Origin of the sequence: Thermus sp. (assembly GCF_039793865.1) — a bacterium.
Lineage (GTDB): Bacteria > Deinococcota > Deinococci > Deinococcales > Thermaceae > Thermus.
Genome location: NZ_JBAMMI010000071.1, coordinates 15,300 through 27,320, shown reverse-complemented (window position 1 = coordinate 27,320; position 12,021 = coordinate 15,300). Strand labels below are relative to the sequence as shown.

12 protein-coding genes are annotated in these 12,021 nt (G+C 68.4%); 6 read left to right on the top strand and 6 right to left on the bottom strand.

The genetic code is table 11. The features are described from left to right. Nucleotides 1–36 precede the first annotated feature (36 nt). Nucleotides 37–1,161, top strand: coding sequence for a BMP family ABC transporter substrate-binding protein (locus ABJK26_RS06745; protein ID WP_347241518.1), 1,125 nt, complete (start codon nucleotides 37–39; stop codon nucleotides 1,159–1,161). A 54-nt stretch (nucleotides 1,162–1,215) separates the two neighbouring features. After that, nucleotides 1,216–2,706 (top strand): ABC transporter ATP-binding protein, encoded by a 1,491-nt coding sequence (locus ABJK26_RS06740; RefSeq protein WP_347241517.1) that lies wholly within the window; start codon nucleotides 1,216–1,218, stop codon nucleotides 2,704–2,706. On the opposite strand, the gene ABJK26_RS06735 is transcribed toward ABJK26_RS06740, so the two are convergent. Genes ABJK26_RS06735 through ABJK26_RS06720 form a run of 4 tightly spaced genes read right to left on the bottom strand, consistent with a single transcriptional unit; the run spans nucleotide 2,696 to nucleotide 6,094 of the window. After that, nucleotides 2,696–3,625, bottom strand: a complete 930-nt coding sequence (locus tag ABJK26_RS06735; RefSeq protein WP_347241516.1) for a hypothetical protein — start codon at nucleotides 3,623–3,625, stop codon at nucleotides 2,696–2,698. The two genes, ABJK26_RS06740 and ABJK26_RS06735, sit on opposite strands and share 11 nt — an antisense overlap. Further along, entirely contained in the window at nucleotides 3,626–4,483 is an 858-nt protein-coding gene (locus ABJK26_RS06730; RefSeq protein ID WP_347241515.1) for an LptA/OstA family protein, read from the bottom strand. Next, entirely contained in the window at nucleotides 4,480–5,043 is a 564-nt protein-coding gene (locus tag ABJK26_RS06725) for a hypothetical protein (RefSeq protein WP_347241514.1), read from the bottom strand. Before ABJK26_RS06725 ends, ABJK26_RS06730 begins: the two co-directional genes overlap by 4 nt. Before the next feature lie 28 nt (nucleotides 5,044–5,071). Beyond that, nucleotides 5,072–6,094 carry a peptidoglycan bridge formation glycyltransferase FemA/FemB family protein gene (locus ABJK26_RS06720; RefSeq protein WP_347241513.1) on the bottom strand — a complete coding sequence of 341 codons (1,023 nt, stop codon included), beginning with the start codon at nucleotides 6,092–6,094 and terminating at the stop codon, nucleotides 5,072–5,074. Between the two features lie 272 nt (nucleotides 6,095–6,366). Here ABJK26_RS06720 and pheA point away from each other — a divergent pair, with 272 nt between their 5' ends. Continuing rightward, the gene (gene pheA, locus ABJK26_RS06715) at nucleotides 6,367–7,188 is read left to right on the top strand and encodes a prephenate dehydratase (RefSeq protein ID WP_347241512.1); all 822 of its coding nucleotides are present in this window, start codon (nucleotides 6,367–6,369) and stop codon (nucleotides 7,186–7,188) included. Here pheA and ABJK26_RS06710 read toward each other — a convergent pair. Continuing rightward, nucleotides 7,185–7,817 carry a CBS and ACT domain-containing protein gene (locus ABJK26_RS06710; protein ID WP_347241511.1) on the bottom strand — a complete coding sequence of 211 codons (633 nt, stop codon included), beginning with the start codon at nucleotides 7,815–7,817 and terminating at the stop codon, nucleotides 7,185–7,187. The two genes, pheA and ABJK26_RS06710, sit on opposite strands and share 4 nt — an antisense overlap. A gap of 79 nt (nucleotides 7,818–7,896) precedes the next feature. Then, a complete protein-coding gene (locus ABJK26_RS06705) occupies nucleotides 7,897–8,337 on the bottom strand; it encodes a hypothetical protein (protein WP_347241510.1) in 441 nt (146 codons plus the stop codon). Between the two features lie 97 nt (nucleotides 8,338–8,434). On the opposite strand from ABJK26_RS06705, the gene ABJK26_RS06700 reads away from it, so the two are divergent. The 3 genes from ABJK26_RS06700 (at nucleotide 8,435) to ABJK26_RS06690 (ending at nucleotide 12,018) form a co-directional block, all read left to right on the top strand. Beyond that, nucleotides 8,435–8,926, top strand: a complete 492-nt coding sequence (locus tag ABJK26_RS06700; RefSeq protein WP_347241509.1) for an OmpH family outer membrane protein — start codon at nucleotides 8,435–8,437, stop codon at nucleotides 8,924–8,926. A gap of 65 nt (nucleotides 8,927–8,991) precedes the next feature. Beyond that, entirely contained in the window at nucleotides 8,992–11,577 is a 2,586-nt protein-coding gene (locus tag ABJK26_RS06695) for a DNA translocase FtsK (RefSeq protein WP_347241508.1), read from the top strand. A gap of 42 nt (nucleotides 11,578–11,619) precedes the next feature. Continuing rightward, nucleotides 11,620–12,018 carry an S-adenosylmethionine decarboxylase gene (locus ABJK26_RS06690; protein WP_347241507.1) on the top strand — a complete coding sequence of 133 codons (399 nt, stop codon included), beginning with the start codon at nucleotides 11,620–11,622 and terminating at the stop codon, nucleotides 12,016–12,018. The last annotated feature ends 3 nt before the right edge of the window (nucleotides 12,019–12,021 follow it).

The following is a 12,021-nucleotide window of genomic DNA, read 5'->3' as shown; positions in this document are numbered from 1 at the left end:
TATAATAGACCCCGGCGAAGAGCCACGGAGGTGAACATGAAACGAGCTATAGCGCTTATCGCGGTGCTGGCCCTAGGCCTCGGCCTGGCGCAGGTGCGGGTGGGGATCGCCTTTGACGCGGGCGGCAAGTCGGACCGCTCCTTCAACCAGTCCGCCTGGGAAGGGGCGCAGAAGGCGGCCAAGGACTTCGGGATCAAGCTCTTTGACTTTGAGCCCGCCGACCCCTCCCAGGTGGGCCAGGGCATCCGCACCTTCGCCGAGGAGGGGTTTGACCTGGTGATCGGGGTGGGCTTCGCCAACGAGCCTGCCATCACCGCCACGGCCAAGGAGTTCCCCAAGGTGAACTTCGCCGTGATTGACGCCGTGCCCGGGGAGGGGAAGCTCGCAAACGCCGTGGGCCTGGTCTTCCGCGAGCACGAGGGGAGCTTCCTCGTGGGCTACATCGCCGGCAAGATGACCCGTACCGGCGTGGTGGGCTTCATCGGGGGCATGGACATCCCCCTCATCCACAAGTTTGAGGCGGGCTTCCGCGCCGGGGCGGAGTACGCCTTCAAGGAGGACAAGATCCAGGGCAAGGTGCTGGTGGGCTACGTGGGCAACACCCCCGCCGCCTGGAACGACCCCGCCAAGGCCAAGGAGATCGCCGCGGCCCAGGTGCGCCAGGGGGCGGACATCATCTACGCCGCCGCGGGCGGCTCGGGCCTCGGGCTCATCGATTACGTGAAGCAGGCCAAGTGCCTCAAGGAAGGGGGTAGCGTCAAGTTCGTGCGCAAGGCCGACCCCTACGCCAAGGTGCCCAAGTACGCCGACTACACCAAGGCCTGCGGCACTGACGGCACCAAGGCCACCCCCCTCTTCTTCATCGGCGTGGACGCTAACCAGAACTACTTGGGCGACACCGACAACAACCCCGCCACCCTGAACCACGGCCTCACCTCCATGATGAAGCGGGTGGACGTGGCCGCCTACGAGGTCATCAAGAGCGTGGTGCAGAAGGCCTTCAAGGGCGGGGTGAGGGAGTTCGGCCTGGCCAACAACGGCGTGGGCTACGCCCTGGACCAGTACAACAAGGCCCTGATCCCTGCGGGCGTGGTGAGCAAGCTGGAGGTCCTCAAGCAGCAGATCATCAAGGGCCAGATCAAGGTGCCCGAAAGCCGCTAGGCCCAAGGCTTGGGGCCGGGGGCCAGACCCCCGGCCTTCTTGTATACTCCGGCCGTGGCGAAGGCCCTGGTCCTCAAGGACATCACCAAGCGCTTCCCCCTGGTCCTGGCGAACGACCGCATCTCCTTGGACCTGGAGTGGGGGGAGGTCCTGGCCCTCGTGGGGGAGAACGGGGCGGGCAAGTCCACCCTGATGAAGATCGTCTACGGGCTCCAGCCCCCGGACGCCGGGGAGATGTGGGTGGACGGGAAGCCCTACCGGCCGAGAAGCCCCCTGGACGCCATAAGGGCGGGCATCGGCATGGTCCACCAGCACTTCATGCTGGTGGAGCCCTTCACCGTCTTGGAGAACCTGGTCTTGGGCTTGGAGCCCGGAAGCCCCCTCTTCCTGGACCTCGAGGCCGCCCGCAGAAAGGCCACGGCCCTCATGGAGGCCCTGGGCTTTGAGGTGCCCCTGGACGAGAAGGTGGAGAACCTTCCCGTGGGCCTGCAGCAGCGGGTGGAGATCCTCAAGGCCCTCTACCGGGAGGCCAGGATCCTCATCCTGGACGAGCCCACCGCCGTCCTCACCCCCCAGGAGGCCGAGGAGCTCTTCCGCTTCCTCCGGGGCTACGTGGCGAGGGGCAACGCCGCCATCTTCATCAGCCACAAGCTGAAGGAGGTCCTGGAGGTCTCGGACCGGGTCACCGTGGTCCGGGACGGCAAGGTGGTGGGCACGGTCAGGACCCGGGAGACCTCCCTCGAGGCCCTGGCCCGGATGATGGTGGGCCGGGAGGTGGTGCTGAGGGTGGAAAAGGCCCCGGCGAGGCCTAAAGAAGTGGTCCTGGAGGTGGAGGGCCTCGAGGCCCCGCCCCGCCTCAAGGGGGTGAGCTTCCGGGTGAGGGCCGGGGAGATCGTGGGCATCGCCGGGGTGGAGGGGAACGGCCAGAGCGAGCTCGTGGAGGCCCTCACCGGCCTCAGGCCCTATAGGGGCAAGGCCCTCCTCCTGGGCCAGCCCCTCCCCGCCTCGGCCCGGGGGGTCAGGGACCTAGGAGCAAGCCACGTGCCCGAGGACCGGCTCGCCCGCGGCCTCGTGCTGGACTTCTCCGTGAAGGAAAACGCCGTCCTCGGGGACCAGCACCACCCCCCCTTCCTGGGGTTTTTGGGGTTCCTGGACGACCGGAGCGCAGAGGAGCACGCAAGAAAGCTGGTGGAAACCTACGACGTCCGTCCCCGGTCCACCGCCCTCTCCGCCCGGCGCTTCTCGGGGGGCAACCAGCAGAAGATCGTGGTGGGAAGGGAGCTTCTAAGGGGGCCCAGGCTCCTCGTGGCCGCCCAGCCCACGAGGGGCGTGGACGTGGGGGCCATTGAGTTCATCCACCGGGAGCTGGTCCGGGCCCGGGACCAGGGGATGGCGGTGCTCTTGGTCTCCGCCGACCTCTCCGAGATCCTCGCCCTCTCCGACCGGATCCTGGTGATGCACGGGGGGCGCATCGTGGGGGAGCTCTCCCCCGAGGAGGCCACCGAGGAAAGGCTCGGGCTCCTCATGGCCGGGGTCACTCCCTGAACTCCCCCAGGACCCGCCCCAAGACCACCACCTCCCCCGTCTTAAGGGCGTAGCGCACCCGCTCCCCCCGCACGAAGCCCTTCTCGTCCCGGCTTTCCACGCCGCCAAAGAGGTAGGCGTACCCCTCCTTCTCCTTCAGGAGGGCCCGCTCGGCCCGGGTGGTGCGCCCCCCCTGGGCGAACTCCACCCCGCCCAGGAGCCAGAGGGCGTCCTCGTCCAGGAGGTAGCGGAGGCTTCCCGCCTTGCCGCTTAGGGGCCTTTCCCCCTGGCGCTCCACCTGCAAGGGCCCCTCCAGGAAGGCCTCCCCGGTGTCGTTCAGGTAGCGGAGGCGGCTTCCCCGCACCCGCACCGCGCCCTGGGCCACAACCACCTCCCCCGGACCCGGGCGGAGGTCCAAACGCCCCTCCTCTTCTACAAAGCGGGCCTCCCCCCCGGAGAGGAAGAGGGCCTCCTCTCCCCCCCGCTCCACCACCCCGAGGGGCCCCTTGGCCTCCACCCCCTCCCCGAGCCGCACCTCCACGCCCTTCGGGTCATAGAGGACGAGGCGGAGGTAGGTCTTCGCCTCCTCCTCCCCGGCCCGCCGCAGGCGCATCAGGTAGGGAAGCCCGTCCCGGAGGAGATCCTTGTTGTAGGCGGCCTCCACCCGGTCCCCCGGGGAAAGGCCCTCCTCGAGGGCGCTTCCCCCGTCCCGGAAGAAGGTCTTCTCCCCCACCGCCACCCGGTCTTCCTCGAGGCCCCGAAGCTCCCCCACGTAGAGGTCCCCGTAGTCGGCGTAGAAGAGGCTCCCCTCCTCCCCCGAGACCCAGGCCACCACCTTCTTGTCCTTGCGGACGAGCTCCACCTCTGGGCGGTAGACCTCCTGGGCCAGGACGAGGGCGAGGCCAAAGAGGGCGAGGAGAAGAAGCCTAAACCGGGGCACCTACTTCTCCCCGAGCTTCCTAAACTCCTCCACGGGCAGGCGGAAGGCCTTGCCGTAGACCCGCACCTGGTGGCGGTTCACGTTGTGGAGGAGGCTTGCGCCGGAGAGCCGGAAGCCTTCCTTTTTGTTCTCGCTCACCGCGGGCTTTCCCAGCACGATGGCCTCCCCGGTGGTGTCGTCGTAGTAGAGGCTTTCCCCGGTGGTAAGGAGGTCCCCGTCTTGGAGCCGCACCCCGCCTGTGGCGATGAGCCTCTTGGAGCCGGTGAGGCTTCGCACCTCCCTGGCCCGGATCACCAGGTCCCCGTCCTTGCGCTTCCGGGTGAGGACCACCTCCTTGGGGTCGGTGAAGACGGCGAGGCCCCGCTCCTCCTCGTAGTAGACGAAGCCCGCCCGCCCCTCTTGGTTTCCGCTTTGGAGGAGGGCGTTTTCGCTGGTGGAGGTGTCCGTGTCCACCTGGAAGGTCATGCGGCTCCCCTCCACCTCCACGGGGTCCTCCCCGGGCTTGGGCTCCTGGCGCATCCGGGCAGGCCCCTGAAGCTCCCCTTCCCCGGTCTTCTCCCGGTAGACCAAGAGGGGCCCTCTGGCCTCCACCCGCCCCCTCCGCACCACCACACCCCCCTCAAACCGGGCCTCCCGCTCCCCTTCCGCCTCCTGCATGGTCTTGCCCTTAGGGGCGGTGAGGGTGGCCCTGGGGGCCTCAATGGTGAGGTCCTTGACCCGTCCCTTCACCCCTCCCTCAAAGACCCAGGGGCCGTAGCGGAGGTCCCCGGAAAGCCGGCCTCCCTCCACCTGGATCACCCGCACGTTGGCCGTTGCCAAAGCCAGACCTAAAACCAGGAGCCATCCCCATCGCCTCATGAACGTCCTCCTTCCACGGTGCAAGGTCCAAAACTCCCCCCGGCGGGGAAGGAAAAGCGGGGGCGGGCCGCTTCCATCCTCTCCAGGGCGAAGTCCGAGCGGAACTCCCAAGCCTCGCCCCGGAGGTTGGGAGCCTCTATCCGCACCCAAGGGGCCTGGAAGCCTTCCTTCTGCCGGATGAGCACCTCCCCCCTGCCTGGGGCGGAAAGCTCCAGGCGGTAGCAGCCTTGGAGGATCTCCACCCGGGCGTAGGGAAGGCGGAGGTTGTCCCCCGGCTCCACCACCACCTCGGGGGCGAACAGGCGCAGGTCCAGCCTGCCCCCCACGTACCGGGCCCCGGAAAGCCCCCCGCGGATGCGGAAGACCCCTCCCTCCTCCACCATCTCCTCGGCCCGGAAACGCCACTCCACCCCCTCCTCCTCGGGGAAGAGGCGGAACTCCACCCCCTCAAGCCGCACGCCAGGCGGCACCGTCGGGGCCTTGGGCCGGGGCGCCCACCAAAAGGCGAGGAGGAGAAGGAGGAAGAGGGGAAGAAGGAGGCGCCCCACGCCCCTCACCATAGCCCAACCTCCTTGAGAAAGATGACGCCTAGCCCAGGACGTCCCTAGGGTTGCCCCGCACCCGCAGGTTCACCCAGGTCTTCCGCAGCCGGAGAAGGGCCTTCAAGGGGCGGTAGAGAGGGGAAAGGGGCAGGGTGTAGGCGGGAAACTGGACCCGCCTTCCCCCAAAGCCCTCCTTAAAGCGGAAAATGCCCTCGGCGTGGCTCCCCTCGGGGGTCCTGGGCACGCCCCAGAGGTCGTAGACCCGGTACCCCCGGGCAAGGCCATGGCGGATGGCGGCCAGGTGCATGCCCATGGGGGCCTTGGCCTCCGGGTGCTTCCGGCTGCTTCCCCCGTAGAGGTAGTCCACCTTGCCGGCGAAGGCCACGAAAAGGCCCGCCGCCAGGGCCTCCCCCTCTTTACGGGCCAGGGCGAGGAAGGCCTCCCCAAAGGGCTGGTTCATCTCCTTGAGGACCGCCCGGTAGTAGGCCTCGGAATGCTGCAGAAGCTTAGCCCGCCGATTGGTCTCCTCAAACAGGCGGAAAAACTCCCCAAAAGCTCCCTCCCCTTCTATGGCCAGATCCACCCGCTTGAGGGCCAGCCTGGCGTTCCTCCGGTGCATCTCCTTCATGCCCTTAAGGAGGGACTCCTCCCCCTGGGTTAGGTCCAGCCAGAGGGAAAAGCCCGGTTGCACGGGCTCCTCCGGCAAGAGGCCGGGGAAGAGGGGGGCCTCGGCCTCGGCGGGAAGGCCCGCCTCCGGTTCCAGGACGAGGTGGGTGGCCCTCACCCCCCGGGCCAGGGCCCGGGCCACGGCGGGGAGGTCCTGGAGGTGGCGGAGGGCAGGCCCCCTGGGGGCGTAGGCCAGGGTCAGGCCCCCGGGGAGGGATTTGAGGAGGACCTGGGCCGCCCCAAGGAGCTCGCCTTCACGGTACACCAGAAGGCGCTTAGGCACCCAACCGGAAAGGCGCTTCACCTCCCCCCAGCCCCAGGACTGGAGGGCGCTGGTGATGGGAAAGGCCGCCACGAGGGCATTCCAGGCCTCGGGCTCTTGGATTTCCGAAAGCTCCCACACCCTTCAAGGGTACAGGGCCCGGGCGAGGTCTTCCAGGAGACCGTCCCCCTCCAAGGGCAACCGACGAGGTCGGGGGTCTCCTTACGCAGGTACTCCAGGGCGGTCTTGGCCGAGTCCGCCAAGACCACCTCGTGGCCCGAGCCGGAAAGAAGCACCTCCAGGAGGTAGCGGATGCGAGGATCGTCGTCCACGACGAGAAGGCGCGCCACGAAACCCATGCTTCGCCAAGGGTGGCTTTCCCGCCGGGCTCCCAGAAAAGGTATCATGGGGCGATGAGGATCGCCTTCCAGGGCACAGAAGGAGCCTACAGCGAAGAGGCCCTGCTCAAGGCCTTCCCCGAGGCGAAGCCCGTGGGCTTTCCCACCTTTCACCAGGTCTTTGAGGCGGTGGAGGCGGGCGAGGCGGAGCTTGGGGTGGTGCCGGTGGAGAACACCACGGCGGGGAGCATCAACCAGACCTACGACCTCCTCCTGGAAAGCGACCTCCACGTGGTGGGAGAGATCGTCCACCGGGTGGAGCACTGCCTTCTCGCCCCCAAGGGCACGACGCTCAAGGATCTGCACGCGGTGAAGAGCCACCCCCAGGCCCTGGCCCAGTGCGACGGCTTCCTGGCCCGCATGCACCTTACCCCCATCCCCGTCTACGACACCGCGGGGGCCGCCCGGGCCCTGGCGGAGCACCCCGAGCCCGGGGTGGGGGCCATCGCCTCGAGGCGGGCGGCGGAGCTTTACGGCCTCGAGGTCCTGGCGGAGAACATAGAGGATTACCCCCACAACTACACGCGTTTCTTCGTCATTGGGCGCGAGGAGACGAAAAAGGGGGATGGCCCCCACAAGACCAGCGTCGTTTTCGCCGTACGCCACCGCCCGGGGGGGCTTTTGGAGGCCCTTTCCGTCTTCGCCGAGGCCGGGGTCAACCTCACCAAGCTGGAGTCCAGGCCCCGCCGGGACAAGCCCTTTAGCTACCTCTTTTACCTGGACCTCGAGGGCCACGTGGAAGACCCAGGACCCGCCCAAGCCCTCCTCGGCCTCCTGAGGCGGGCGGCCTTCCTGAAGGTCCTGGGCTCCTACCCCGCCTACCAGAACGGCGCCTAACCGGCCCGGACGTCCACCACCCTTTCCCCCGCGGCCCTCAAGCGGTCGGGGACCTTTTCCACCTGCTCCCCCACCACCCGCATCACCAGGCGCTGGTAGCTGGGAAGATGGGCCGCCGTGGCGATGGAAACGATGTTGGCCGGGGGCACGGCCTGGGCCATCTGGGCCAGGGCCCCGGGCACGTCGGGGACGTCCACGGTGATGCGAAGGCCCCCAAGCTTCAGGCCCAGGGCCTCAATGAAGGCCCGAAGTACGTCGGTCACGGTGATGATGCCCACCAGCCTCTCCCCCTCCATCACCGGGAGGCCGCCGATCTTCTTCTCCTCCATAAGGAGCGCCGCCTTCTCCAGGGGCTCCTCGGCCCCCACGGTGACCACGGGCTTGGCCATCACCTCCTGCACCGTGAGTTTGGAGAGAAGGTAGTTGAGCTCCCACACCGAGAGGGTGGTGGCCTTGGAGGGCATGGCGTCCTTCAGGTCCTTGTCCGTGACCAGGCCGATGAGCTTGCCGTCCTTCACCACCGGCAGACGGCGAAAGCCCCGGCCCTTCAAAAGGTTGATGGCTTCCAGCACGGGGGTATCGGGGGGGACGGTGAGGGGGTTCTTGGTCATCCAGTCCCGGACCAGCATGGTTCACCTCCCCTTTTAGTCTACCCGGAGGCCCGGTGAAAAATGTCCCCTCCGGCGCGCCGGAGGGGGAAGACCAGCCTCAGCGGAGGTTGGCCCCGATCACCGCGCGGCCAAAGCGGCCGCCGCCAAAGGCGTAGAAGTACTCCCCGTCCACGAAGAAGCCGGTGCGGGGGTCCAGGAGAAACTCCGCCCCAAAAGAGAGGTGGAGCCCCACCTCCCCCGCGCCGCCGAAATAGGCGCCAAGACCTCCCCCAAAGTAGGGGCGGATGCCCCTCAGGTCCCGGTCCAGCTGGCCCAGGTCGGGCTTGAAGAGGACCTCCCCGGCCAAGAGGACGCTGGGCCCCCCGGGGAAAAGGTCCCCGAAAACGCGTAGGGCTAAGTTGCGCTCCAAAGGAGCCTCGAGGCCGAGCCCAAGCCCCGGGCCGGGGTTGGGGAGGGATAGCCTCAAGGAAACCGCCCGCTGGGCCGAAGCCAGGCCGCTCAGAAGGAGAAACAGGAAAAGCCACGCCGCCTTGCGCATATCCACCTCCGGGCACCCATCCTACACGCCCTCACCCCTAAAGGAAAGGCAGCCTCCTCTCACCTTCGCCTAACCCTTGGCCCGTAAGCTTTTTCCCATGAAGCGGCTTTCCCTCGCGGCCCTCTTCCTGGCCCTCGGCGCCCTCCTCACCCCCATGCTGGCCCAGAACAAGAACGTGGCCACCCGCGTGGGCTTCGTGGACGCCGATGCCCTGGTGCAGGCCCACCCCGACTACAAGAAGGTCCTGGACCTCCAGGCCCAGGCCCGCAAGGAGCTCGCCCCCCTGGAGGAGAAGCTCAAGCCCCTGGACCAAAAGGTGCGCTCCGGCCAGGCCACGGCCAAGGAGCGCCAGGACTACGAGGCCCTGGCCAAGACCTACCAGGACACCCTCAAGAAGTGGCAAGACCGGCAGAACCCCGTGCTCAAGCCCATCCTCGAGGAGGTGGACCAGGCCATCGCCAAGGTGGCCAAGGCCCAGGGCTTCGCCGTGGTCATGAGCCGCCAGGTGGCGGCCCAGTCGGGCCTCGTGGTCTACGCCGACGAGGACACCGACCTCACCCAGGCGGTGATCAAGGAGCTCAAGCGCTAGCCTCCCTCACCGGAAGCCCCCTGGGACCTGCGCCCCAGGGGGCTCGGCCCTTTATAATGGCTCCGATGGCCAAGCGGAGGCCCACCGCCAAACCCCTTCCCAACCGCGACCTCGAGGCCTGGTCCGCCGCGGTGGCGGCGCTGGGAGTCTTCCTTCTCGCCCCCTTGGGGGTCCCCACAGGCGCCCTCGGGACCCTCCTGGAGACCCACTTCTACGGCCTCCTCGGGCTTCCCGCCTACCTCCTGGCCCTGAGCCTCTTTCCCCTGGCCCGCGCCCTCTACCGCCATAAGCCCCTAAGGCCCCTTTTGCGCCACCTCCTCTTCCTCCACCTCTTGGCCCTAAGCCTCCTCCCCCTCCTCGGGCCCCTCTCCGGAAGGCTGGGCCAGGGTTGGAAGGCGGCCCTGGAGGCCAAGGCCGGCCTCCTGGGGCTCTTCCTTCCCCTCCTTGTAGCCTCCGTGGTGGTGGACCTTTGGCGGGGCCGCCCCCCTTTCCACCTCTTCCTCTCCGCCTTCCGCCTTGGGGTGGAAGGGGTGCGCAAGGGGCGGCACGGGGTTAAGACCCTCCTCCTGCGGCACCGCATCGGCGCCCTCGCCCGCCTCTACCCCGAGCACGCCGCCCTCAAGGCCTTGGCCCAGAGCCTGAGCCCCAAGGAGCTCCCAGAGGTGGAAAGGGCCCTAAAAAGCTTCCTTCAGGAACGCGCTGCGGAGCTGGAGAAGCGCCTTGCCGAGGAGGAGCGCCCCCTTCTCCCCAGGCTCCAGGCCCTCCTCCAGGCCCTAAGCCAACCCCTGGCCGGGGAGGGCCCCTTAAGGGACGCCCTAGAGGAGAGACGGGCCGCCCTCTTCCTCGAGGCCCAGGCCCTCCTCGCCCGCATCAAGGGGCTCGCGGAACCGGTCCGGGTGCGGGCGAGCCCGAAGGGGCTCCTTCGGGGAAGGCGCCTCCTTCTGGAAAGGCAGTCCCGGTGGGAAGAGGCGTCCAGCCTTGTGGAGGACCTGGAGGCCCGCTTCCAGGAGTTTTCCCGCTGGCTCCGCTTCCTTCAGGCCCACCCCGAGGCCCAGAGGGAAGGCCTTAGGGCCCTCCTCACCGGCGCCCCTCCCCCCGAGGCCCAAAGCCCCCCGGAGCCCGAGCCCCCCCTAGACCTGGACCTGGTCTTCCCCGAGCCCCCGCGGGAAGCCCCTAAACCCCCGAAGGCCCCCAAGCCCTCCCCCGCCCAAAGCACCGCCCTCGCCCTCCCCACCCCCGACCTCCTGGACCCCCCGGAGCCCAAGGAAAGGAAGCGGGCCCTGGAGGAGGAAGCGGAGCGCCTGAAAAAGGCTATCGCCGAGACCCTGAAGCAGTTCGGGGTCCAGGCGGAGGTGGTGGGCCACGCCCGGGGACCGAGCGTGACCCGCTACGAGCTCCTTCCCGCCCCCGGGGAAAAGATCAGCCGCATCCAGAGCCTGCAAAACGACCTGGCCCGGGCCCTGGCGGTGGGGGCGGTGCGGGTGGAGGCCCCCATCCCCGGGAAGAACACCGTGGGCCTCGAGGTGCCAAACCCCAAGCGGGAACTGGTCCGCTTCTCCGAGGCCGTCCTCTCCCCCGCCTTCCAGCACGCCAAGGCCCTCCTCCCCCTCGTCCTCGGCAAGAGCATAGAGGGGGAGATCTGGGTGAGGGACCTCGCCAAGATGCCCCACCTCCTCATCGCCGGCTCCACGGGAAGCGGAAAGAGCGTGGCCATCAACGTCCTCATCCAGAGCCTCCTCTTCAAGCACCTGCCCACGAGCTTGCGCCTCATCCTCATTGACCCCAAGATGGTGGAGCTCACCCCCTACGAGGGCATCCCTCACCTGGTGCGCCCCGTGGTCACGAGCCCCGATGAGGCGGCCGGGGTGCTTCAGGGGGCCGTGGCCCACATGGAAAGGCGCTACCGGATGATGAGCCAGGTGGGGGCGAGGAACCTGGAGCAGTACAACGCCAAGGTGGGGCCCGAGGAGGCCCTGCCCTACCTGGTCATCGTGGTGGACGAGCTCGCCGACCTCATGATGACCGCCCCCAAGGAGGTGGAGGCGGCCATTTTGCGCCTCGCCCAGATGGCCCGGGCCACGGGGATGCACCTCGTCCTCGCCACCCAGCGGCCCAGCGTGGACATCCTCACCTCCCTCATCAAGGTGAACGTCCCCGCCCGCCTGGCCTTCGCCGTCTCCAGCGGGTTTGACTCCCGCACCATCCTGGACACCCAGGGGGCGGAGAAGCTCATCGGCCAGGGGGACGCCCTCTTCCACCAGCCGGGCCTCCCCAAGCCGGTGCGCCTGCAGGTGCCCTACGTTTCCGAGGAGGAGGTGGCCCGCCTGGCCGGCTTCCTGCGGGGCCAAAGCTATGAAGACTGCTTCGCCGAGGCTTACGGAGCCGACTTTGAGCCCCCAAGGGCCCCGGAGGCCGGAGGACCCGGGGAGGTGGACTTCTCCGACCCCCTCCTGAGGAAGGCGGCGGAGATCGTGGTGGAGGAGGGGTACGGCTCGGTGAGCCGCCTGCAACGGCGGCTTTCCGTGGGCCACGCCCGCGCCGGCAAGCTCATGGACGCCCTCGAGGCCATGGGCATCGTGGGCCCCCCCAAGGGCTCCAAGCCCCGGGAGGTCCTCGTCACCAAGGACCAGCTCAAGGACTTCTTCGGCTAGGGGGCTTGCCCCCCCTCCCCCGGGGGGCTATGATAGGCGCTTGTGGAAACGGTGCCGGGCGGGCGCTGGGTAGCGGAGATCTACGGGTGCGATGTGTCGGTTTTGGAAAACCCCAAGATGGTGGAGGCGGCCCTCCTGGACGCGGTGATGCGCCTCGGGGCCCCCAAGGATTCGGCCCAGTCGGTGGTGTACAAGTTCCACCCCCAGGGGCTTTCCGCGGCGGTGGTGAGCCCCGTGGCCGCGGTGATGATCCACACCTGGCCCGAGGACAACGCCTCCGCCACCCTGGACCTCTACTTCTACCGGGACGGGGTGGACCCGGAGGAGGTGCTCAAAGGGCTCACCCGGGCCTTCGGGGCCAAGGAGGAGTCCGCCTTCCGCTACTGGCGAGGCACGGAGCACGCCATTAAGCGCCGCGGCTTCGGCGCGGAAAAGGCCTAAGAG